22 protein-coding genes and 1 pseudogene are annotated in these 21,434 nt (G+C 68.6%); 10 read left to right on the top strand and 13 right to left on the bottom strand.

Annotated features, from left to right (window positions below; genetic code table 11):
* Positions 1-412: 412 nt before the first annotated feature.
* Positions 413-988, bottom strand: a complete 576-nt coding sequence (locus ACWC2T_RS34975) for a TerD family protein (RefSeq protein ID WP_450674360.1) — start codon at positions 986-988, stop codon at positions 413-415.
* Between the two features lie 152 nt (positions 989-1,140).
* Here ACWC2T_RS34975 and ACWC2T_RS34970 point away from each other — a divergent pair, with 152 nt between their 5' ends.
* Complete coding sequence (locus ACWC2T_RS34970) at positions 1,141-1,575, top strand: sec-independent translocase (protein ID WP_450674359.1); 435 nt, start codon at positions 1,141-1,143, stop codon at positions 1,573-1,575.
* Positions 1,576-1,707: 132 nt separating this feature from the next.
* Here ACWC2T_RS34970 and tatA read toward each other — a convergent pair whose 3' ends face one another.
* Positions 1,708-1,998, bottom strand: a complete 291-nt coding sequence (gene tatA, locus ACWC2T_RS34965; protein WP_450674358.1) for a Sec-independent protein translocase subunit TatA — start codon at positions 1,996-1,998, stop codon at positions 1,708-1,710.
* Positions 1,999-2,160: 162 nt separating this feature from the next.
* Here tatA and ACWC2T_RS34960 point away from each other — a divergent pair, with 162 nt between their 5' ends.
* Complete coding sequence (locus ACWC2T_RS34960) at positions 2,161-3,651, top strand: LCP family glycopolymer transferase (protein WP_450674357.1); 1,491 nt, start codon at positions 2,161-2,163, stop codon at positions 3,649-3,651.
* Between the two features lie 16 nt (positions 3,652-3,667).
* Here the strand turns inward: ACWC2T_RS34960 and ACWC2T_RS34955 are convergent, their stop codons facing one another.
* Positions 3,668-4,588: an undecaprenyl-diphosphate phosphatase gene (locus ACWC2T_RS34955; RefSeq protein WP_450674356.1), complete on the bottom strand. Its 921-nt coding sequence runs from the start codon at positions 4,586-4,588 to the stop codon at positions 3,668-3,670.
* Between the two features lie 953 nt (positions 4,589-5,541).
* Here ACWC2T_RS34955 and ACWC2T_RS34950 point away from each other — a divergent pair.
* A complete protein-coding gene (locus ACWC2T_RS34950; protein WP_450674355.1) occupies positions 5,542-7,257 on the top strand; it encodes an LCP family protein in 1,716 nt (571 codons plus the stop codon).
* A 104-nt stretch (positions 7,258-7,361) separates the two neighbouring features.
* Positions 7,362-7,628: a hypothetical protein gene (locus tag ACWC2T_RS34945; protein WP_450674354.1), complete on the top strand. Its 267-nt coding sequence runs from the start codon at positions 7,362-7,364 to the stop codon at positions 7,626-7,628.
* A gap of 38 nt (positions 7,629-7,666) precedes the next feature.
* Here the strand turns inward: ACWC2T_RS34945 and ACWC2T_RS34940 are convergent, their stop codons facing one another.
* Positions 7,667-8,269 carry a hypothetical protein gene (locus ACWC2T_RS34940; RefSeq protein WP_450674353.1) on the bottom strand — a complete coding sequence of 201 codons (603 nt, stop codon included), beginning with the start codon at positions 8,267-8,269 and terminating at the stop codon, positions 7,667-7,669.
* A gap of 204 nt (positions 8,270-8,473) precedes the next feature.
* Between ACWC2T_RS34940 and ACWC2T_RS34935 the strand changes: the two genes are divergently transcribed.
* Positions 8,474-8,893, top strand: coding sequence for an STAS domain-containing protein (locus ACWC2T_RS34935; RefSeq protein ID WP_450674352.1), 420 nt, complete (start codon positions 8,474-8,476; stop codon positions 8,891-8,893).
* Between the two features lie 34 nt (positions 8,894-8,927).
* Here ACWC2T_RS34935 and ACWC2T_RS34930 read toward each other — a convergent pair whose 3' ends face one another.
* The 6 genes and pseudogenes from ACWC2T_RS34930 to ACWC2T_RS34905 all read right to left on the bottom strand — a co-directional run.
* On the bottom strand, positions 8,928-9,227 hold the full coding sequence (locus tag ACWC2T_RS34930; RefSeq protein ID WP_450674351.1) for a hypothetical protein: 300 nt from the start codon (positions 9,225-9,227) through the stop codon (positions 8,928-8,930).
* Positions 9,228-9,566: 339 nt separating this feature from the next.
* On the bottom strand, positions 9,567-10,241 hold the full coding sequence (locus ACWC2T_RS34925; protein ID WP_450674350.1) for a lytic transglycosylase domain-containing protein: 675 nt from the start codon (positions 10,239-10,241) through the stop codon (positions 9,567-9,569).
* A gap of 54 nt (positions 10,242-10,295) precedes the next feature.
* The gene (gene mgtA / locus ACWC2T_RS34920; RefSeq protein WP_450674349.1) at positions 10,296-12,998 is read right to left on the bottom strand and encodes a magnesium-translocating P-type ATPase; all 2,703 of its coding nucleotides are present in this window, start codon (positions 12,996-12,998) and stop codon (positions 10,296-10,298) included.
* Positions 12,991-13,353 (bottom strand): ArsR/SmtB family transcription factor, encoded by a 363-nt coding sequence (locus ACWC2T_RS34915; protein WP_450674348.1) that lies wholly within the window; start codon positions 13,351-13,353, stop codon positions 12,991-12,993. The genes mgtA and ACWC2T_RS34915 overlap by 8 nt, the downstream gene beginning before the upstream one ends.
* 282 nt (positions 13,354-13,635) lie before the next feature.
* Positions 13,636-13,791 carry a hypothetical protein gene (locus ACWC2T_RS34910; protein ID WP_450674347.1) on the bottom strand — a complete coding sequence of 52 codons (156 nt, stop codon included), beginning with the start codon at positions 13,789-13,791 and terminating at the stop codon, positions 13,636-13,638.
* A gap of 176 nt (positions 13,792-13,967) precedes the next feature.
* Positions 13,968-14,285, bottom strand: a pseudogene (locus ACWC2T_RS34905) (TerD family protein); the annotation flags it as partial.
* A gap of 314 nt (positions 14,286-14,599) precedes the next feature.
* On the opposite strand from ACWC2T_RS34905, the gene ACWC2T_RS34900 reads away from it, so the two are divergent.
* Positions 14,600-15,082 (top strand): DUF6328 family protein, encoded by a 483-nt coding sequence (locus ACWC2T_RS34900; protein ID WP_450674346.1) that lies wholly within the window; start codon positions 14,600-14,602, stop codon positions 15,080-15,082.
* Positions 15,083-15,228: 146 nt separating this feature from the next.
* Here ACWC2T_RS34900 and ACWC2T_RS34895 read toward each other — a convergent pair whose 3' ends face one another.
* Entirely contained in the window at positions 15,229-15,456 is a 228-nt protein-coding gene (locus ACWC2T_RS34895) for a hypothetical protein (RefSeq protein WP_450674345.1), read from the bottom strand.
* An 836-nt stretch (positions 15,457-16,292) separates the two neighbouring features.
* Here ACWC2T_RS34895 and ACWC2T_RS34890 point away from each other — a divergent pair.
* The 4 genes from ACWC2T_RS34890 (at position 16,293) to ACWC2T_RS34875 (ending at position 20,012) form a co-directional block, all read left to right on the top strand.
* Positions 16,293-17,663, top strand: a complete 1,371-nt coding sequence (locus ACWC2T_RS34890; protein WP_450674344.1) for a glutamate decarboxylase — start codon at positions 16,293-16,295, stop codon at positions 17,661-17,663.
* Between the two features lie 132 nt (positions 17,664-17,795).
* Positions 17,796-18,104, top strand: coding sequence for a transposase (locus tag ACWC2T_RS34885; protein WP_450674343.1), 309 nt, complete (start codon positions 17,796-17,798; stop codon positions 18,102-18,104).
* Entirely contained in the window at positions 18,101-19,021 is a 921-nt protein-coding gene (locus tag ACWC2T_RS34880) for an IS3 family transposase (RefSeq protein WP_450674342.1), read from the top strand. Before ACWC2T_RS34885 ends, ACWC2T_RS34880 begins: the two co-directional genes overlap by 4 nt.
* A 319-nt stretch (positions 19,022-19,340) precedes the next feature.
* Complete coding sequence (locus ACWC2T_RS34875; protein ID WP_450674341.1) at positions 19,341-20,012, top strand: mechanosensitive ion channel domain-containing protein; 672 nt, start codon at positions 19,341-19,343, stop codon at positions 20,010-20,012.
* Positions 20,013-20,116: 104 nt separating this feature from the next.
* Here the strand turns inward: ACWC2T_RS34875 and ACWC2T_RS34870 are convergent, their stop codons facing one another.
* Complete coding sequence (locus ACWC2T_RS34870; protein WP_450674340.1) at positions 20,117-20,299, bottom strand: transposase; 183 nt, start codon at positions 20,297-20,299, stop codon at positions 20,117-20,119.
* A gap of 441 nt (positions 20,300-20,740) precedes the next feature.
* A complete protein-coding gene (locus tag ACWC2T_RS34865) occupies positions 20,741-21,352 on the bottom strand; it encodes a TetR family transcriptional regulator (RefSeq protein WP_450674339.1) in 612 nt (203 codons plus the stop codon).
* Between the last annotated feature and the right edge of the window lie 82 nt (positions 21,353-21,434).

The raw sequence follows: 21,434 nt of genomic DNA, 5'->3' as shown, positions 1-21,434 counted from the left end.
GGATCAATGTGTTGCAGTGGATAGTCATCAGTGTGATGACTGCCATCGCTGTGATGAGCAGCGTTCCCAGGCTCATCCCGGGCCTGATCGCCCTCGTCGTCGGCCTGCACTTTCTGCCGCTTGCCGTGCTCTTCCGACAGCCGCGGTTTCACCTGACCGGTGCTTTGATGGTCGCTGTCGGGTGGCAGGCTGCGCCGTCGATCTCGCCACGAGATCGGCCGCCGCCGCCCGGACGCTCGTTGGTATCCGTGCGGCTGTCGTCCTGTGGGGAACCGCGTGCCTGGTCCGCCACAGGACGAGCGGGCCGGCGGACCGACCGGAGTCGCAGCGATCGGCCGCAGCGTCGAGGGGTTTGCCCGAGGGCGGCCACCAGGGCTGCGCTGGTCAGTGCATCCCTGGCGACTCCTTCTTCTCAGACGTTGACCCCGAAGTCGGACGCGATCCCGCGCAGGCCCGAGGCGTAGCCCTGGCCGACCGCCCGGAACTTCCATTCCCCGCCGTACCGGTACAGCTCGCCGAAGACCATCGCGGTTTCAGTGGAGGCGTCCTCGGACAGGTCGTAGCGGGCGATCTCCTGGCCGCCCGCCTGGTTGACCACCCTGATGTAGGCGTTGCCCACCTGGCCGAAGCTCTGCCCGCGTGCGTCTGCCTCGTGGATGGAGACCGGGAAGACGATCCTGTCCACGTCGGCGGGCGCGGCGGCGAGGTTGACCTTGATCACCTCGTCGTCGCCCTCGCCCTCACCGGTGAGGTTGTCGCCAGTGTGTTCGACCGAGCCGTCGGGGCTGCGGAGGTTGTTGTAGAAGATGAAGTGCTGGTCGGTGGCCACCTTGCCGGACGCGTTCAGCAGCAGCGCGGAGGCGTCCAGGTCGTAGTCCGCGCCCGTGGTGGTACGGACGTCCCACCCCAGACCGATCTCCACCGCGGTGAGGCCCGGCGCTTCCTTGCTCAGCGACACGTTGCCGCCCTTGGCCAGGGAAATACCCACGACTCGTCCTCTCAGTTCTGGACTGTCCTTACGGTCACCAGATGCAACGAAGGGTGCCCTGCCATAGTTCCTATAGTTGCGCAACGCCTAAAGTATTTCCGGCGCGGGTGCCGCATGGGGCGGGCCGGGCGAGGCGAAGGCGAGGGCATCGGATGTTCCCCAACATCAGCGCCTTGGATCTCCTGACGCTGGGGGTCCTGGTGGTACTGCTCTTCGGCCCGGACAAGCTGCCGGAGATCATCCAGAACGTGGTCGGGTTCGTGCGTAAGGTGCGGGAGTTCTCCGAAAGCGCCAAGCAGGAGGTCCGCTCTGAACTGGGGCCGCAGTTCAAGGACTTCGAGTTCGAGGATCTGCATCCCAAGACGTTCATCCGCAAGCATGTTCTCGATGGCGAGGGCCTTGGGATCGACGAGATCCGTGGCGCGCTGGACCCGAGGGCGGAGCTGTCGGACGTCGCCGACGCGGTGCGCGGTGCGGCGAGGGCCGAAGAGAACACGGCGCCGACGGCCGGGGGCCGGACGCCCTTGTCGAAGGAGGCAGCGACCGGACCGGACACGTGCACGGCGTTCGATCCTGACGCCACCTGAGCGGCGACTGCGAAGCAGCCGTTCCGTCCAGCAGCCCGTATGGGCCGCGTGGCGCGGCTTCTGGGTGCTGAGCGAGCCGCTGTGGGTGACGTCCTCGTGCGATCAGCACCTGACGAGCCGACGACGAGGGGCTCAGCGCGCTCTGCGCCTGTCGGTGGCCGGACGCGCTGCGCTTGTGTCGTTGGGAACAGCCCTCAGGACGCGGTCGACGGGCTTGGTCGAGGGCGGCGTCGTATCCTCGATTGAAGCGCTGGTGGACCGCGTGGCGCCCTCGCCCTCCGGGGTCTTGGCCTCGGGCTTGAGGATGCGCATCGACCTGCCCAGCCCTCGGTTCATGTCGGGCAGCTTCTTGGAACCGAACACCAGGATGATGACGATGGCCACGATCAGCAGCTGCCAGGGTTCCAGCCCGTTACCAAGCATCCGACCCCCATCTCTTCGCCGAACAGCTCCTTCTCCGGGCGGCGGCGCAGACCGGGCAGCGCGGCATACCCTCTGTCATAATTGCCACGTTGCGCAACTGTACAACCATTGGGTAGAGCCAGTCGTCCTCTTTGTATGAAGCGGACGGATGGGGGCGCCCGGATGACCACGACCAGGGATGGCAGGACAGCGCGGGGCCGCAAGCGCGGCCCGTGGCGAATAATGCTGCTCATCGCGCTGGTCGTCGTGGTGATCGGCGCGGTGGGCCTGGGCTGGATCTACCTGAAGCTGAACAGCAGCATCCACACCTTCGACGCGGGCGGCTTGTCCAGGCACCGCCCCGCGGCCGGCCCGTCCAGGAGCGAGAACGTACTGGTCATCGGAACAGATGCGCGCAACGACGGCAACAGCTCACTCGGCGGCGGCGATACGAACGATATCGGTCGTTCCGATACCGCGATCCTGCTGCACATCTACGCCGACCACCGGCACGCCCTCGCCGTCTCCATCCCGCGCGACACCCTGGTGACCATCCCGCCGTGCAGACTGCCGGACGGCTACTGGACGAAGACGCAGACCGACGCCATGTTCAACTCGGCGTTCTCCGTCGGGCAGACGGACAAGGGCGATCCGGCCTGCACCCAGAACACCGTCGAACAGCTCACCGGCCTGCGTGTCGACCACACCGTGGTCGTGGACTTCAAGGGCTTCGCCGCACTGACCAGCGCGGTCGGCGGGGTGCAGGTCTGCCTGCCGCAGGACGTCTACGAGAAGGACCTCGACCCCAACCGCGCCACGCGGGGCAGCCTGCTGTTCAAGAAGGGCGAGCAGACGGTCTCCGGACAGCAGGCCCTGGACTACGTCCGCATACGGCACGGTCTCGGTGACGGCTCCGACATAGGGCGGATCAAACGGCAGCAAGCCTTCCTCTCCAGCCTCGTCAAGAAGGTCAAGAGCGACGGGATCACCCCCACCAACCTGCTGCCGCTGGCCGACGCCGCCACGAAGTCACTCACGGTTGACCCCGGACTGGGCACGGCGAACAAACTGCTCTCCTTCGCCATGTCGCTGAAGGACATCGACCTGCACAACACGAAGTTCGTCACCCTCCCCTGGCGGTACGCCGGCGAACGTGTCGCCGTCGTCGAGCCGGATGCCTCCGATCTGTGGGCGGCACTCAAGGCGGACCGCACCATCGACGGCAAGGACGCCGACGGAAGGAAGCAGGCCCAGGACCACGCATCCGCATCGCCCAGCGCCACCGGGAACGTGTCGGGCACTGGTATCAGCGTCGCCGTCTACAACGGCACCACCATCGGCAGCCTCACGTCCAAGGCCGTCTCGTCACTCACGGAGCACGGTTTCACTGTCACCGGCACCGCGACGTCGGGCAGCCAGGACGACTCCACCACCGTCATCGAGTACGGCGCCTACCTGAAGTCACAAGCCGAGTCGGTGGCCCGGCTCTTTCCCGGCGCCCGGCTCGATTTCATCGGCGGATCGAGCATCAACGTCGTCCTGGGCAGCTCTTACGCCGCAGCGGGTTCTTCCGCCCCGACGACCCCGACCGCCGTGCCCAGCTCGGTGACGGCTGACGCCCGCTCGGCGGACGACGACCTGTGCTCCAACCTGACGTACGGTTCGGGTGGTTGACGAGGCGGTTACGCGGTTACGCGAGCGTGAAGTAGGCGAGGCTGCCGAGTCCGGCCACCGAGCAGTAGATGGCGAACGGGATGAGGGTGCGGTTCTCGAAGTAGCGGACGAGGAAGCGCGTGGCGAGGTAAGCCGCCACGAACGCGGCCACGCCTCCCGCCAGCAGCGGACCGCGCAGGCCGTCGCCCTGCGAACCGAGCAGCGGCGGCAGCTTCAGCAGCGCGGCTCCGCCGATCACCGGCGTGGCGAGCAGGAACGCGAAGCGCGCGGAGTCCTCGTGGCCCAGGCCCTTGAAAATGCCCGCGCTGATGGTCGAGCCCGAGCGGCTGATGCCGGGGAAGAGGGCGAGGATCTGGGCGGCGCCGATCGTCACGGCCTGGCGGATGGTCATCCGGGTGATCCGCAGATCCGACTGCTCCTCCTCCGACAGATGCTCCTCGCCTGGGGCGACTGCGGCCCCGGCCCGCCTGCGGCCGGTCCCACCGCGCCGCAGCTGCTCTGTGACAAAGAGGACGATGCCGTTGAGCGCCAGGAAGATCGCCGTAGGGACGGGCTTGCCGAGCGTCGTACGGAACACCTTGTCGAGTGCGACACCGGCGACCGCGACCGGGACACACGCGGTGACGATCAGCCAGGCGAGCCGCTGGTCAACAGTCTCGATCCGGCGCTGCGTGATGGACGTCGCGAGGCCCCGGATGACGCGGACCCAGTCGCGCCAGAAGTAGACGACCAGCGCGAGCGCCGTGGCCAGATGGAGACCGACAAGCTCATTGAGGTAGAGGGACCCGTCGGCGGAGACGTCCAGATCGTGCTTCCAGTGCCCGCCCAGGAGAGCTGGTATCAGGATGCTGTGCCCCAGGCTGGAGACGGGGAACAGCTCGGTGACGCCCTGCAGCAGGCCGACGCCCACGGCTTCGGGATAGGTCAGAACGGACATTGACTGGCCTTTGACTCGACATGCACGCGAGGCCGGAGCCGCAGGCACCGGTCACAGCGACTCTGGCAGGCAGAAGCTACTACACGCGGGCAAAATGCAGGCCACATCAGGAATCGGCGTCTCACCGCCTTCTTCCAGGCTGGGATGGTCCGACGAGCTGGCCGGCCATCAGCTGGATGACGAGGTCGACGGCGGGGGTCATCGATGTGGTGATCTGCCGCCGGCCCTCCCGGCGGCAGCGGACGAGACCCGCGCGCCCACTCGGTGGGGGCGCCATCGGACACCCGGACCGAACGCGACCGCACGCCGGAAGGCGCGGTGAGCCGGCGGAATTCGCCGTGCTCTAGATATGCACGGAGCCGAAGCGCCTCACCGCCCCTATTGGTTGCCATATTGCGCAAATATAGAACTTCGGGGCGATATGAGCAGAGCAGGTCGCCCAGCTCTTCCCCGGCGCCCAGCTGCAAGCTCTCACCGGAGGAGGCATCACCGTGGTCCTGGGGCAGACCTACGCCGCCTCCGCCCAGCCGGCCTCACCCCCGCACACGCCGGTGACCTCGAACGCCCGCTCCGCGGACGACTCCCCCTGCTCCGACCTCTCGTACGGATGAGTGGGTGCGGGCCCCAGTGACGACCAGGTTTCCGAGGCGGATCTCACCCGCAGGGCATGAGTGAGGCGGAACCTTCGACGCCACGTAGCACGTTGTCCCCAGAGACCGAACCCGGAAGGGTGCCGAGCCTGGCGTTGCGACACGCGACGTGACCGCGCGGGCACACAACGGATCCGGCACCTGTGAACCGGGACCGGCCGGGTGAGGAGCGGCGCGGACGTTTGCTAGATTGCGCAACCATGCAATCGAGGTGCAGCCCCACTTCATCCGACGGACCGGCCGCAGACCGCTGGCCGCACACCCCCGGGGAATGCTGGTCCCGACCGTTCCTGGGAGTGTGACATGAGTGACCTGCGGGACGGCTCCACCGGTCGCGCCACACGCCGCCGCACCGCCCAGGTACCCGGCCAGCGCACCGACGAGCCCGCAGACGGGCGCCCGCCCGGCGGCCGGGCGGCGGCACGGGCCGCGTCCCGGTCCTCCGGCCGTGGAAACACACGCCGCCGCGTCCGGCCGACGCGCCGGGGCAGGCGGGTGCTGCGGATCGCCGGGACATGCCTGGCCGTCCTGGTCCTGGTGACGGCCGGCGCCGGCTGGTGGTTCTACGAGCACCTGAACGGCAACATCAACAGCATCGCGCTCGACGGCAAGGGCGGCAGCGAAAAGGCGGACGCCTTCGGCCGCACGCCGATCAACATCCTGGTGATGGGATCGGACGGCCGCACCAGCGCCGCCGACTGCCAGCTCGGCGGCGGCTGCGCGAAGACCGGCGTGCAGACCGGCAACGGCAACGCGGACGTGGAGATGGTCGTCCACATAGCCGCCGACCGCTCCAACGCCACCGTGATGAGCATCCCCCGCGACACCATGACCAACGTCCCGGCCTGCACCGACCCCACGTCGAAGCAGTCCACGTCCGGCTACTACGGCCAGATCAACAGCGCTCTCTCATACGGCCCGGCCTGCCAGGTGGCCACCATCCACCAGCTCACAGGCATCCCCATCGACCACTTCATCAAGCTCGACTTCTCCGGCGTGGTCAGCATGTCCGACGCGGTCGGCGGCGTCGACGTGTGCGTCAGCGACAACGTCTACGACACCTACTCGCACCTGAAACTGTCCAAGGGCGACCACACCCTCAAGGGCGTCGCGGCCCTGGAGTTCGTCCGCTCCCGGCACGGCTTCGGCGACGGCAGCGACCTCGGCCGTACCGTCTCCCAGCACCTGTTCCTCGGCGCGATGATCCGCAAGTTCAAGAGTGCCGGCACCCTCACCGACCCCACGAAGGTCTACGACCTCGCCGATGCCGCGGCCAAGGCCCTCACCGTCGATGACGGCCTGGGCAGCGTCAGCAAGCTGGTGGGGCTGGCCTCCGACCTGGACAAGGTTCCCTCCAAGCGGATCACGTTCGCCACCATGCAGACCGCCCCCGATCCGAACAACAAGGACCGGGTCCTCCCGGGTGCGGGAGCGAAGTCGCTGTTCGCGAGCATCGCCAACGACCAGTCACTGACGACCGGTTCGGGCAAGAAGTCCCCAGCGGCCTCCGCCACCGCCCAGGCCGTCGACCCCTCCCAGATCGCCGTGACCATCGAGAACGGCACCACCGTCGGCGGCCGTGCCTCCGAGCTGGCCGGCGCCCTGACGGACAAGGGCTTCAGCCAGGGCACCACCACGGCCAACGCCCCTGCCACCGCGGCCACCACCACCCTCACCTACGGCACCGGGCAGAAGCCGGAAGCCCAGGCGGTGGCCAGTGCCCTGGGCCTGCCCTCCTCGCACCTCAAGCAGGGCAGCGGCAGCGGCTTGTCGCTGGTCATCGGCAGCGACTGGCCGAGTGGCACCAGCTACCCCAGCAACAGCGGCAGTGCAGGCACTTCCTCCCCCGCCCCCGCCGACACCCACGCCGCGGTCTCCAACGCCCACGCCCAGACGGCCGACCAGTCCAAGAGCTGCGCCCAGGTCAGTCCCTACAGGACCGTCTCCCTCAACGGCGTCAGCATGACCCCCGCCCAGGCATACGCCGCTGCCCGCAGCCAGCCCGACTCCGACGCCTGAAACCACTTATCGCCACAAGTGTTCATCTCGCCACTCTTAGCGAACACATCATCGCTTGCGCAATGATGGAACCGTCTATTGAGGCGATGGGGAGGACCGGGGCCGTGCGGGAGACGACTACTGCGGAAGGCGTGCTCGAGGAACTGGCGCGAGGATGTCCACTGCCGCCGCATGACGAGGCGCGGGACGCGTATCAGCCGGTCGAGGTGTACGACGAGGCCGGGTGGCCGTGGCCGGGATCCGTCACCGGATGGTGGACGAGCCCCGAAGGCGTCACCGCCTGCCGACTGCGGCTGTCAGGCGTGGCGACTCCGCGATGGGTCCTGTACGACACGGACCGGATCATCCTGCGGGTTCAGAGCGGCACGTAGACCACTGTCAGTCGGTCTGTCAGAGATGGCGGCTCGGATCAGCGAGCCTGGCGACTTCCCCGTTCCGCGCCGCCTGCTTCCTCCAGGCGCCCCAGCAGGAACGGCACGACACCACGCTCAAGCAGAGCCAGTTCCCACTCTTTCCGCGCCCTTGTCAGCTCCGGCGCTGTACCGTCCAGCGCACCCCTCTGACCGTCCGATCGATTGCGTGCCGCCGCCACGAGCACGTAGATGAAGTCCCCGATCAGCCCGCCTGCGGTCACAGCGGCGGCGATCAGCCCGGCAGTGATCAGTCCGCCGCTGATGTAGGGGCGCCCTCCGAACACCCGCAGGCCGTACCCGATCACGAGGAAGACAGCCGCCGAAACGGCCGCCAGACTGGGCACGAGCACCGCCAGCACCGGAAGCAGCCCGCCACTGCCTTGGGCCTCGGCCCCGTGGGCACCGCTCGCATCCTGCTGCCCACTCGTCGCAGCCGCCGCTGCCCTGACTTGGAGGAACGTCCGGTACTCGATGGCTGCGGCGCCGGCGATCTCGGCCCGCGCCTGGAGCGCCCGAGTACGCAGCTGCTCACGGTTGAGAACCGCGCCGGAGCGTCCCAGCGCCTCCGTGACCTGCTGCGACTTCAGGGCCTCGTCCAAGACGCGCCCGAACGTTGCGTCGATCTCGGCCTCAGAAGATTCAGGTCCCTGCATCTGTCCCCCGCGCATCACAGCGTCACCGTCCACAACCTCTGCGGATCGACCACATCGACGTACAACCGAAGGATTGAGTTTATTAGTTCCCCGATTGCGCAACTGTTAAAGGACTGGGGGTCCTCCCACTGCCGTTGATCTGGAGTCCCGATGCCGGAATCCCCCACCCCCAAGCCGCACATCCGCGGGTTTCGAGAAGCCGCACGCCACCGTGTGCTGCGCCTGCTGCATCGACGCAAGCGACGCGCACATCATGTCGTCCAGGACCCGGCTCACGCCGTCGTCCGACTCTCTGGAGAGATCACATCCAAGAACGCCGACCGTGTCGCCGACAACCTGCGCAATACCCTCCGCCCGACTCCCCGCACTCTGGAGATCGACCTCCAACGGGTCACCTTCCTTGACAGAGAGGGCGGCAAGGCGTTCCTCCCCGTGCTGCGTGCCGCCCAACAACACGGCACCAAGGTGATCGTCACCCACGCAAGCGCCCAGGCCCGCAACACATTCGACCGACTGGGTCTGACCCACCTGCTCGACAACCGCGAAGGAACCATGCCGGACGGCGAGTAATGCCAGACGAGCGCCTGATGGCATGTGCCGTGGCTCAATCTGCCAGGGTCACTGCAGGACCCCGACCGCGCGCGATGACCAGCGCCAGGGTCAGCAGCGAGATCGTGGACTGGGTGGACATCAGCAGTTTCGCCCAGCGGGACAGCGGCATGGTGTCGGTGGGGCTGAAAGCCGTGGCGTTGGTGAGGGCCACATAGAGGTAGTCCATGTACTGCGGTTGCCAGTCGTCGGGGGCGATGCCCTCCTGCTGCATCTGAGGGAAAAGGAAGTCCGGGTGCTGGTGCGTGCCCAGGGCGCGGGCCACCGGTCCGCCCCGGTCCCACTCGTGATCCACGCGGCACCGCGCTCGGCCAGTGCCCGTCTGCGTCCCCACCGTGACCGCCGCACACCAACGGCCGCGGACCGTGCCTGCGGCGGTGAAGCCGCCAGATCGGCGAGACGGCCGGCAGCCCGCGCCAGTTCCGTCTGCAGCCTTCGGCGGCGTTCGGAAGAACTGGCCCTCAGTAACGCCGAATAGAGTCCCTCGACCTCGGCCACGGCAACGCCCAGCCGCAGGTTCGCCTCACGCACTCGCCGGTACTCCCCGCGCGGCATGCACGCCCTTCCTTCCCCCGATACCGGAGGCGGCACCCACGGAACTTCGATCATTGCGCAACTCCGCAAGCCAGGCGCCTCAGGATGCCTCCACAGCCTTTCCTGCCTCGGCCCAGTTCGCATGCAGCCGGTCCAGGTACGAGCGGGCCTGGCTGTCCGGGGTCGCACCGCGGGCGAAGGCGAGCATGTTGCCCGTGCCGGTGTTGTATCCGAGGGCCAGCAGGTCGTTCCTCTTGTAGGGGGCGGTCCAGTGGGCCGGCAGCTGGGCCGACAGGTCGTGCAGATACCAGGCTTCGGCTTCGACGGCGAGGTCACGGTCGTCCGGCAGTTGATCCCAGCGGCGGCCTGCGAAGTCCCGGCCGTTCTTGACCGCGTCGAAGGTGGCGCGGTGCATGTTGGCGATGCCGAAGGCCGCGTCCGGCTTGTACTTCTGCCAGGCCCGCTCGAAGGACGGGTCATGCGGCTTGTACGCCTCGTTGTAGAGGATCGCCATCACCAGCTGTGCGCTCACACCGGCTTGACGGGCACGGGCACGGGCCTGGGCGGCGTAGTCGGCGGGGTCGTACGACGAGGTCGCCGGCGACAGGGAGGAAGCAGGGGAGCCGGCCGACGGGCTCGATGGGGAGACGGACGTCTTCCCCTGGGGCGGCTCGCCCTGCGGGGTGTCGGCCGCGCGCACGATGATGTACACGACCAGGGCGAAGACCAGCACGAGCAGCCACCGTCGGCGTTTCGAGGCCCCGGACTCTGTCATAGCGCGCCTTCCTCGTTCCCCGCCTTCGGTCGACAGCCTTGTACAGCAGGGAGCCTAAGACAGGCGTGAACCGGCGCCGGGCACCGGCGATCGACCGGGTCGGCCCACCGGAGCAGAACCGCCGCCGCCATCGCGCTCGAAGCGCGCCCTGGCCACCAGCAGACCTGCGGCGTAGAGGATCAGGACAGCGGTGAGCAGCAGGTAATACACGGCCGGCAGGGCGGTCAGGCCGAGCATCGAGCCCAGCGGTGAGGGGGGAAGCGCCAGGCCGATGACGGCCAGCGCCAGCGCGGCCCAGGCGACCGGTCCCGGCCTGCGGAATGGGGCCGTACGGCGGCCCGAGCGCAGCAGCACCATGACCAGGGCCTGGGTGATCAGGTTCTCCGTGAACCAGCCGGAGTGGAACACCGCCTCGTCCAACCCCCTCTCCGGCCCGTGCACCACGAGCGCGAGAACACCGAAAGTGGCGAGGTCTGCGACGGCGTTGAGCGTCCCGAAGCCGGTGATGAAGCGCAGCAGGTCCCGTGGGTCCAGCACGGTCGGCCGGCGCAGGGAGGCGGTGTCGGGACGGTTGTGGGCGAAAGTGAGCTGGGCGGCGTCGAAGCACAGGTTCTGCAGCAGGACCTGTGCCGGGAGCATCGGCAGGAAGGGCAGCAGCAGACCGGCGGAGAGCATGGCGAGGACGTTGCCGAGGTTGGACGAGAGCGTGGTGCGCAGGTAGGTGACGATGTTGCCGCCTGCGTGCCGGCCCGCGGCGACGGCGTGCGCGATCGCGGTGAGGTCCTTCTCGGCGAGCACCACGTCCGCGGCTTCCCGGGCGACGTCGGAGGCATTGCGGGGGGCGATGCCGACGTCGGCGGTGTGCAGTGCGGGGAGGTCGTTGACCCCGTCGCCGAGGAAGCCGACGGTGTGTCCGGCGGTGCGCAGGGCCTCAATGATCCGGACCTTGTGTTCCGGGGTGCAGCGCGCGAAGACGGTCGTACGGGCGGCGGCCGCGGCGAGTTCGGCGTCCGTGAGGCGGTCGATGGCGTCAGCGGTGAGCACGGCGTCATCGGTCACGACGATGCCCAGATCGAGGCAGGCGCGGACCGCCGTTCCCGGATGGTCGCCCGTGAGGATCTTGACGGTGACACCCCGGTCGGTGAGGACCTTCAGGGCGTCGGCGGCGGTGGGCGCGAGTTCGTCCCGCAGGGTGATCAGGCCCTGGAAGGTCAGTCCGCGTGCATCGGTCAGCGTGTAGTCGCGCCAGCGGGAGGAGCGTTCCCCGGTGGCGACCGCCAGGACGCGCACCCCGCCGTCGGCCTGCCGTGCGGCGAGGGCGCGCAGCCGTTCCCGCTCGTCGTCCGGGAGGGTGCAGCGGTCGAGTACGGCCTCGACGTCTCCCTTGACGACCAGGGTGTGCATGCCGAGACGGCCGGGGGTGCGCACGACCGCCAGGGCGAGGCGGTGGTCCGGGGCGAAGGGCACGGCCGCGACTCCGTCGTACGCCGTGAGCTCGTCTTCGTCGACGGCGTCCAGGATCGCCTCGTCGAGGGCGTCGGGTTCGGGCAGGTCGGCGAGCTGGAGGGTCCACCAGGCGTTGACGGCGGCCCAGTGCAGGACCTCGGGATCCTCCCGGCCGTCCGGGCCGAGGGCGCGGTCGGCGACGGGCCGGTCCTGGGTGAGGGTGCCTGTCTTGTCCAGGCACAACACGTCGACGGCGCCGACGTCGTGCAGGGCCGGCAGCCGCTTGACGATCACACCGTGCGTGCGGGCCAGCAGCGAGGCCCCACGGGCGAGGCAGAGGGTCACGAGGACCGGCAGCATCTCCGGAGTCAGACCGACCGCCACCGCCACGGCGAACGGCAGCGTCTCCAAGCCGCGGTCGCGCAGCGCCGCGTTCGCCATCAGCACCAGGGGCGGGGTGAGCAGCATGAACCGGATCAGGATCCAGGAGATGCCGTGGACGGAACGGTCGAAGGCGCTCGCCTCCGGCCGGCCGGTCCTGCGCACGTGCGCCGCGGCGAACCGGGTGTGCGCGCCGGTCGCGGTGATGACCGCGGTGGCACTGCCGGAGGCCACACTGGTGCCCTGGAAGCAGAGCTGCGGCTGCGCAAACAGCCCGCCGCCGGCCGCGCGAGGCAGGTCGTCGGCGGATTTGGCGACGGGTGCGGATTCCCCGGTCAGCGCCGCCTGGTGCACGGTCAGGCCGCTCGCCCGCAGCAGGCGTACGTCCGCCGGCACCAGGTCGCCTGCCCCCAGCCGGATCACATCGCCGGGGGCCAGCTCGGCCACGGGTACCTCGCGGGCCGCCGGGGCTGCCTCCTCGTCGGGACGCCGGAGCACAGTCGCGGTCGTGGCGACCAGTTCGCGCAGTGCGGCCGTGGAGTGGTCGGCCTGGTGTTCCCCTGATGCCCGCAGGACGCAGCTCACCACGACGAGCAGCAGGATTACCGATGCGGTGCTCCAGGCGAGGACGGCTGCCGAGACCAGTCCGAGGCAGGCCAGCACCGCGGTGAACGGGTCGCGCAGGCTTCTCAGGAACAGCCGTGGCCAGGAGGCCGCGCGCCAGGCGGGCCCAGTGTTCTCCCCCAGCCGGGCCAGCCGTTCCTCGGCCTGTGCCTCGGTCAGCCCGCGCGGCCCGCTGTCCAGCCGCCGCAAGGTCTCCAAAACGGTCGGCGCAGACAGATCCGGCGAAGCCCCTCCTCCGGGGGCGCATACGGCCGACGGGCCAGGCGGCTCGGCGTCCCGTCCCGGGGCCGCGGTGGTCTCAGCCACCGATCCCGCGCAGCTCACGCACCGGCGCGAGGGCATGCTGCGAACGTGTCGTCAGCTGCCCGACCATCACCCGCACCACGGTGACGACCTCCGGGTCACCGACGTAGTACACCTGCCGCCGGCCCTCCCGGCGGGAGTTCACGAGCCCGGCCAGCTTCAGCTTGGCCAGATGCTGGCTGACGGCGGGCAGTGCTCCGCCGACCCGGTCGGCGAGATGCGTGACGTCACTCTCGCCCTGCGACAACACCCACATCAGATGCAGCCGGGCTGCCGAGGCGAGCAGTCCAAAGGCCGCGGCCGCCTGGGCGAGAACCTCGGCGGACGGATCCTCGAAACCACTGGCGTTCTCCGTCACAGTCCTCTCCCGTCCAGCCCTCTACACAGCCGACACCCGTGTGCCCACTCAGTGTAGGCGGCCGGATGCCGGGCATTCCGGCACCGAGAGGGCAGTGGATCAGTCCTCGTAGTAGTTGTTGACCACCACGTCCGGCTCGTCGTCGTCGAACGCCTCGTTCAGCAGCGCGCCGCCGATGAGACCCGCCGCACCGGCACCGATGAGCGCGCCTGCACCGAACCGGTGGCCGCCGCCCTGCTGCTGGTGGTCGTGGTGGTCCTGGTACGGCTGTCCGTACCCCTGCTACGGATAACCCTGCGGTGCCGTCGCCTGCGGATACCCCTGCTGCGGGGGCGCGTAGAACGGCGGCGCCGTGGTCTGCAACCGCTGGGCGCAGCCGCCGCACGCCTGCACCGGCCGGGGCACGCCCCACTGCGGGGACCAGGTCACGGTCGTCATGCCGGGCCGTGATTGGGGTCGAAGAAGCACGTCACGGAAGAACTCCCTGAGGATTGCGGGGATCCTGCGAGCGCCGGGGCGCGTGAGGAGACAACGGTCGGCGGCGGTGCCGTGGACGTCGGCGGCACCGGCGGCGGGGTGACCGGGACCGGATCGGCAGGGGCCGTCTCGCGCAGGACGTCCACCCCGTAGTCGGTGGCGATGCCGGCGAGACCGGAGGTGTAGCCCTGGCCGACTGCGCGGAACTTCCACTCCGCGCCGTGCCGATACAGCTCGCCGAAGACCAACGCGGTCTCGCTCGACAGGCCGCCGGCCGCGAGGCCGTAGCGGACCAGTTCAGTGCCGCTGTCCCGGTCGACGACGCGGATGTGTGCCCGGTGCACCTGCCCGAAGGTCTGGCCGCGGGAAGCCCCCTCGTAGAGGGAGACCGGGAAGGCGATCTTCTCGACCTGGGCGGAGACCCGCGTGAGGTCGACATGGATCTGCTGGTCGTCCGCGCCCGCGGGGCTGCCACTGCCGGCGTGGCGGGCCGCAGTGACTCGGTCGAGGTGTTCTGCACCACGAAGAGCGCCTGGAACAGCGGTGGGGGGGCCGGATCGCGGCGCGGCTGGACCGCCTCCACCACCTGTTCGACCGGTACCTCCTGGTGCTCGTGTTCCTTCAGCGTGCCGGCCTGGAGGGCGTGGACGAGGTGGATGTGATGGAGCATCCGCTGATCGAGTGGCACGGCGGCGGCCCGGAGGTGTGGAAGCGCTGAGCGCCCCGCCGGTTCTGGCGTGATCCTTAAGCCGAGCGGGCAGTGAGCACCATGCCAACACAGCCAGAACCGCAACCGCGGGCACCGCGCTACGAAACGCCCGAGGAGCGCGCCGACCGCAACCTTGCCGAGCTTCTCCAGGAACTGCGCGTCGTCCAGACTGGCGTGCAGATCCTCTTCGCCTTCCTCCTGGGGATGGCGTTCACCAGCCGCTTCCCGCAGCTCGAGACCTTCCAGCGCGATACCGACGTGGTCACGCTGCTGCTGACCGTCGTCACCTCCGCTGTTCTCGCTACGCCGGTCGCCTTGCACCGCGGGCTGTTCCACCGCGGCGTGAAGCCGCGCATCGTCGCCCTGTCTGCCCGGCATGCGCAAGTCGGCCTGGTGCTGCTGGCGCTGGCGCTGAACGGCGCCGTGCTGCTGCTGATGGACGTTGTCCTCGGCGCTACGGCAGCCACCGTCATCACAACCGTGACCACAGCGCTCTTCGCTGGCCTCTGGTTCCTGCTGCCCTGGGCGGTCCGGCGTATGTGATGGCCTCGACCTCAGGTCTCTCGGCGCCGAGGTGTTTGGGTTCCGGGAGACTGGAGTCGATGCGGTACCAGCCGGACTGGGGCGCGGTCCAACGAGCCTCGCCCCTGCCGATCCCCTTCTTCGTGTGGCCCCAGCATGGCAGGTGGCTACGCCTCGGCCGGCCAACTCGCGAGCGGCTCCCCCTCCTCCCTGTCCAGGAGGACGATGTGCGCGCCGGGCAGGCTGCTGTACTCGTGCTTCCAGCTCGTGAACTTCTTCCGCGCGATCGCTTCGTCCTCCCACCAGGCATGCATGAGCGGCTGATCGTCGACGGTGAGGATCAAGTGGAAGCGTTCCGGCTCATCCATGAGGTGGAAGCGGTCCGGCTGATCCATGGCTGTCGTCCCGGAAGTCGTTGTCGGTGAGGATCGTCAGCGGGGCGCCCACAGCTTCGGCGGCGGCGCGCAGGTCGGCGGCGATCCCTTCCATTGTCGTCGGCATGCCCGGCCATGGCTGTGGCACGTTCATGCTGTGGTCCCAGCACAGGTCGAGCCAGCGAGGCCCGTTCTCCGTGTCGAGGACGCGGGCGGTCGCGCCACGACGGCCCGCATACCGCGCACGGCCAGGACGCGGGCGGGGTGATGCGGTCGATGATCACGCGCGTCGGCGGGGGCGCTGGTGCGGGCGGGAGGCCGAGCGGGTCGACCTGCTGCTCGTGCAGCAGTTAACCGACTGTCCCGTCTCAAAGGATCTGGTCGTCTCGTAGTGCTGTGGCCTGCGGCGACCAGATCAGGTGAGACGCCCGACGGCCGGAAATCTCACAGATGGTTTGGTTCCGGGAGGACGTACGGGGCAGGTCGTCTCAATAGATCCGGGCTCCACCGTTTCGATCTGCGACCACGCCTGCCTGGTCAGCCACGCCTCACTCCCACCGACTGGCTGGAGAGGGGAACGCGTAGCTCGATGCGGAGCCGCATTGACGTGTCGACGGCCAGTCGCAGGCCGGAGTGGCGATGCTCCGCTGAGTAGCGTGCGATGAGGTCGAGATCCTGCAACTCGTCCGCTCGGTCGGCGCCGAGCGGTCAGCGTCCTGTGAGAGTGCGAGCCGGGCCGCCACAGGCGCGTCGGTGGTGGCAGACAGCACTCCGAGCCGCTCGCCGTACCCGGTCTCAGAGCCTTCAGGCGCGGCTGGCATGCTGGGCCGCGGTAGGGAGCCAGCGTGGGAGTGATCATGGTACACCGACACGACAGCAGCGAATCGCTGATAGACCCGGCTTACACCGGCCGTCTGGATTGCACGCGAGTTCCGAAGAACAGGATGCCCGACCAGGAGACGGCGCCCCAGGCGGTCTACCGGATGATCCACGACGAACTGCTGCTGGATGGCAGCTCACGGCTGAACATGGCGACGTTCGTGACGACGTGGATGGACCCAGAAGCCGAGAAGCTGATGGCCGAGACGTTCGACAAGAACATGATCGACAAGGACGAGTATCCGCAGACCGCGGAGATCGAACGCCGCTGTGTCAACATCGTCGCGAGCCTCTTCCACGCACCTGTGGAGGGCGACGCGGTCGGCGTCTCCACCCTCGGTTCCTCCGAGGCGGTCATGCTCGGCGGTCTCGCCATGAAGTGGAAGTGGCGTCAGCGCCGCCAGGCGGCCGGACTCCTCTCGGACCGCCCGAACCTGGTGATGGGCTCCAACGTTCAGGTGGTGTGGGAGAAGTTCTGCCGCTACTGGGACGTCGAGCCCCGCTACGTGCCCGTGGCCCAGGACCGGTTCACCGTCGACCCCGACGAGACCATGTCGTATGTGGACGAGAACACCATCGGTGTCGTGCCCATCCTGGGCACCACGCACACCGGCGAGTTCGAGCCCATCAAGGCCATCCACGACAAGGTCGTGGCCTACAACGCCGAGCACGGCACCGACATCGCGATCCACGTCGACGCCGCCTCGGGCGGTTTCGTCGCCCCGTTCCTCCACCCCGACCTCGAATGGGACTTCCGTCTCCCACAGGTGAAGTCGATCAACGTCTCCGGCCACAAATACGGCCTCACCTATCCCGGCATAGGCTTCGTCGTGTGGCGCTCGTCCGAGGACCTGCCCGAGGACCTGATCTTCCACGTCAACTACCTGGGCGGCGATATGCCCACCTTCACCCTCAACTTCTCCCGCCCCGGGAACCAGGTCATCGGGCAGTACTACAACTTCGTACGCCTGGGACGAGAGGGCTACACCAAGATCATGACCGAGCTGCGGAACACGGCCCACTATCTCGCCGACGGCATCGCGAAGCTCGGCGTCTTCGACGTGATCAGCGACGGCACCGATATCCCCGTCGTCTCGTTCAAGCTCACCGACCCGAGCAGGTTCACGGTCTTCCACGTCTCCGACGAACTGCGCCGCCACGGCTGGCAGGTGCCCGCCTACACCATGCCGCCGAACGCCGAGGACACCGCCGTACTGCGCATCGTGGTCCGCGAGGGCTTCGGACGCGATCTCGCAGAATCCCTCCTGGCCGCCATCGGCGACGCGGTCGACCGGCTCACCACCACCCCTCCGGCCCACACGGCCGAATCCGGCTTCTCCCACACCTGACGGCCGCGGACTGCTCCGGCATGGGGAAGACCCAGGTCAACTGAAGGCTGTCCGGTGGAGGATTGAGCTTCCCCCGAGATGCGAGGAGGGGTGACAGCAGGTCAGATAGATCTCGCGAGAGGAGATCTGACGATGCCTGCCCCGAGGAAATACCCGTTGGAGTTGCGTGAGCGTGCGGTGCGGATGTACCGCGCTTCAGAGCCGAAGCCCGTGATCCGCCGCATGGCCGAGGAGCTCGGCGTGCACCACGAGGCCCTGCGCAACTGGATCCGGCAGGCCGAGGCCGACGCCGGCGAACGCAGCGACATGCTCACCACTGCCGAGCGGGAGGAGCTGGCGACTCTGCGGAAGGAGAATGCCCAGCTCAAGCGGGCGAACGAGGTCCTGCGGACGGCCTCCGCTTTTTTCGCGGCCCAGCTCGACCCGACCCGGCCCAGGTGACGGCGCTCGTCGACGAGCACCCGCATCTGGGGGTCGAGCCCGTACTCCGGGAACTGAACATCCCCTCTTCTACCTACTACCGCTGGCGGCAGGCTGAGGAGGAGCCGTGTGAACACCGCCGCCGGGACGCCGAGCTGACGGGCATGATCCGGCAGGTCCACGACGAGTCCGGCGGAATCTACGGCTCCCCCCGCGTGCATGCCGTCCTCAAACGTGAGGGCGTCCACGTCGGCCGCAAGCGCGTCGAACGGCTCATGCGCCAGGCTGGCCTGGCCGGGATCAGTCCCCGCCGGGGCAAGGGCTTCACCCGACGAGACCCGGATGCCGATCTCGCTCCTGACCTGGTGCAACGCGACTTCACCGCGAACGTGCCGAACCGGTTGTGGGTTACCGACCTGACCATGATCGCGACTTTGGAGGGGCCGCTGTGGCTGTCCGCGATCCGCGACGCGTTCTCCCGCCGGGTCGTGGCCTGGGAAACCTCCACCCATGCGGACGCCGACCTCGTCCTGACCTCGCTGGAGTACGCCCTGGCCAGCCGCGAAGTCACGCCCGGTGAACTCATTCACCACGCGGACCACGGCACCCAATACACCTCCGTGAAGCTCACAACACGCCTGGTCAGAGCCGGGATCCAGGCGTCCATGGGCACGGTCGGCGACTCGTTCGACAACGCCCTCGCGGAAAACCTGTGGATGGTGATCAAGACCGAGTGCATCCGTGGCGGGGTCTTCGCCACCAGGGCCGAAGCCAACCTCGCGCTCTTCGAGTACATCGACGGCTTCTATAACCCCCGCCGCATCCAGAAACGCCTCGGCTACCTCAGCCCGATCGAGTTCGAGGAGAAACACTACGCCGACCAGGCAACTGCCGAACAAGTGAACCTGAAACCACGTCAACCCGCCCTGACCAGCTAGTCAGCAACTCCCGCACAGCGGGGGAACCTCAGATCTATGAGGATTCAGGGATGCCGCGCCTCCAGCAAAGAGTGAGTCGATGTCTTTCTCCGCGCACAGTCGTGGCCGCGGCGCACCGCACCAAGAGCTGAGATGATCTCGCTGCGGCTCGTGTGGTCACGGCATCGGAGTCTCATCGACGTCGCGGCCCCGCCGCGCTTCGCCGCCCCTTCTGGATGAGGTGTGCCTGCCCGAGTGTGCGAGGGGATACCGGCTCCCAGTGGTCGTACAGGGTGTGAAGTACTGTGCCCCGCGACAGGCTCATCACAAGGGGGCGGAGATGGAAGGCAACCACGTACGCGCAGGTGGCGTGGTACTCGGGCACGGCCTGCAGTGGCGGGGGGTGATTCGCACCCGGCGGGCCGTGGTCACCACGTCTCTCGCCGTCGGCGGGCTTGTCGTGTCGCTCAACTTCGGCGGGCTGCTGGGCAGTGCGCACAGCCACGAGTCGGTGACGTCCCGGGTGGTCGCCGGTATCAGCGCGGGTGTCTTCCTGGTGGCCGCGCTCTTCGCGGTGCGTGGGGCCACGGACGATCTGGTGAAGCTTCTGGCGGGGCGGATCAGCGACAGCCGCTCCGCGGCCCTGCGGGTCATCTGTCTGCTTTTTGGTTACGCGCTGGTCATCCTCGGCGCGCTCAGCCTGGTACGGGTGCCGTGGGAGAAGCTCCTGCTGGGCGGCGCGTTGACCGGAGTGATCCTCGGGATCGCCGCCCAGCCGGTCCTCGGCAACATCTGCGCCGGTCTTGTGCTGCTGGTCTCGCACCCCTTCACGATCGGTGAGCGGATCAGCATTCAGTCCGGACCTCTCGGCGGCCGTATCGAGGGCGAGGTGACCGACATGACCTTGCTGTTCGTCCAACTGCGCACGGAGGACGGCCAAGTGCTGCTGCCCAACAACGCAGTGCTCGGCTCCGCCATCGGCCCACCCGCTCGCGAGACTCTCGCGGAGTGACGGCTGACGGCCGGCCGCAGTCGGCCGACGGCCTTCGGCGGACTCGCGCCGAGGGCGCTCCGTCGGCCGTCGCAGCCGCCGCAGTTCCTCGCGCTCGGCGCTGGTCAGCTCGCCGCTCTGGCCCCGCCCCGGTCGGCCTTGGCCTTGCGGTACCAGCCGCGCAGGGACTCCGAGCTGATGCCGAGCTCCCGGGCCACCGCGGTGACCGTCTTGCCCGAGGAGTCGACGAGCGCGATCGCGTCCCGCTTGAACTCCTCGGTGTACCGCTTCGTGTACTTGCTTCCCACCTGGTGCTACTTCCTCTGGAACCTCAGGTCCCAGTGTCCAGGTGTCCACGTTCAAGGGGAAGCTTCAGCACACGGAAACACCCGCAGCCGGGCGGCTCGCCGAGCTGTACCTGACGGGAACGGGCCCGCTCGATGACGAAACCGCCCAGGAAGCCGCTCGTCTGGTCGAGCTGGCCGGTGGACGCCGCTGGGCCGAGCAGGAGGCGGAACGGCAGCGGCGGCAAGCCCTCGCGTCGCTGGCCATAGCTTCCCCGATACCCGCGGGAGCCGCGACACTCACCGCACTGGCCGAGATCGTCACCCGGCGCAGTTGCTGCCTGCGGTGGAACCGGCCGCCGTGGTTCATCACGAACACCGTCGCGGCGACGTCGACGGCCGCCAGGGTGACGTCGACCACGGCGGCGACCCGGGCCCGGATTGCGGCAGTTGCGGCGCGGGCGTTCAGCGCGCGTCGCGAACCGTCTCGAACGCCTCTCGCAGCAGTATCACGAAGTGGTCGGCGGAGCGACGGTCCGAGGCGTTCGTGTGCTGGGCGGCGTGGGCGATGAGGGCGCTGCGGATGGCGGCCACGCAGATGCGGGCGAGTACCTGGGTGCGCAGGTCGCCGTGGTCCGGTAGCCGCTCGGCGAGCGCATCGGCGATGGCGGCCTCGATGTCCCAGAGCACGCGTGTGCGGCCGGGGCCCGTGGACAGATCGCGGGGCGGGGCGCCGACGAAGAGGATGGCGAGGCCGCCGTCGAGTTCCCCGGCGGCAGCCAGGAGTCCGTTGAGGACCGCCGTGAGCGGGGTCTCGTCGGCGGGGCGCCGCGGGATCTCCCGGCGCAGCAGGGGGAGGAGGTCCTGGATCTCCGCGAAGACGAGGTCTTCCTTGGAAGGGAAGTAGCGGAAGAAAGTGCGTTCCGTCACGCCGGCCGCCGCGGCGATGTCCTTGACCGTCGTGCTCTGGTAGCCGTGCTCCGCGAACATGCGGGCGGCCGTGTGCAGCAGCGCTCCCCGCGTGGCGGCCTTCTTCCGGTCCCGCCGTCCCAGCTCGCGTCCACCCTCCTCGTTCATCCGTTCATCCTGACATGCCCTGAACGCGGCCCGGTCGAGACCCTCTGCAAAGTGTCATGACTGACATGTTATGTATCGTGTC

This window comes from Streptomyces sp. NPDC001393, from assembly GCF_053597455.1.
The sequence above is the reverse complement of the archived record's forward strand: the minus strand, read 5'-3'. Positions and strand labels throughout refer to the sequence as shown.

Excerpts from the sequence above, each read along its gene's own strand:
- ACWC2T_RS34925 (WP_450674350.1), bottom strand. The coding sequence starts at position 10,241 with ATGACAGAGTCCGGGGCCTCGAAACGCCGACGGTGGCTGCTCGTGCTG.
- tatA (WP_450674358.1), bottom strand. The coding sequence starts at position 1,998 with ATGCTTGGTAACGGGCTGGAACCCTGGCAGCTGCTGATCGTGGCCATC.
- ACWC2T_RS34955 (WP_450674356.1), bottom strand. The coding sequence starts at position 4,588 with ATGTCCGTTCTGACCTATCCCGAAGCCGTGGGCGTCGGCCTGCTGCAG.
- ACWC2T_RS34910 (WP_450674347.1), bottom strand. The coding sequence starts at position 13,791 with ATGACGACCGTGACCTGGTCCCCGCAGTGGGGCGTGCCCCGGCCGGTG.
- ACWC2T_RS34865 (WP_450674339.1), bottom strand. The coding sequence starts at position 21,352 with ATGAACGAGGAGGGTGGACGCGAGCTGGGACGGCGGGACCGGAAGAAG.
- ACWC2T_RS34900 (WP_450674346.1), top strand. The coding sequence starts at position 14,600 with ATGCCAACACAGCCAGAACCGCAACCGCGGGCACCGCGCTACGAAACG.
- ACWC2T_RS34895 (WP_450674345.1), bottom strand. The coding sequence starts at position 15,456 with ATGGATCAGCCGGACCGCTTCCACCTCATGGATGAGCCGGAACGCTTC.
- ACWC2T_RS34935 (WP_450674352.1), top strand. The coding sequence starts at position 8,474 with ATGCCGGAATCCCCCACCCCCAAGCCGCACATCCGCGGGTTTCGAGAA.
- ACWC2T_RS34875 (WP_450674341.1), top strand. The coding sequence starts at position 19,341 with ATGGAAGGCAACCACGTACGCGCAGGTGGCGTGGTACTCGGGCACGGC.
- ACWC2T_RS34960 (WP_450674357.1), top strand. The coding sequence starts at position 2,161 with ATGACCACGACCAGGGATGGCAGGACAGCGCGGGGCCGCAAGCGCGGC.
- ACWC2T_RS34890 (WP_450674344.1), top strand. The coding sequence starts at position 16,293 with ATGGTACACCGACACGACAGCAGCGAATCGCTGATAGACCCGGCTTAC.
- ACWC2T_RS34950 (WP_450674355.1), top strand. The coding sequence starts at position 5,542 with ATGAGTGACCTGCGGGACGGCTCCACCGGTCGCGCCACACGCCGCCGC.
- ACWC2T_RS34970 (WP_450674359.1), top strand. The coding sequence starts at position 1,141 with ATGTTCCCCAACATCAGCGCCTTGGATCTCCTGACGCTGGGGGTCCTG.
- ACWC2T_RS34885 (WP_450674343.1), top strand. The coding sequence starts at position 17,796 with ATGCCTGCCCCGAGGAAATACCCGTTGGAGTTGCGTGAGCGTGCGGTG.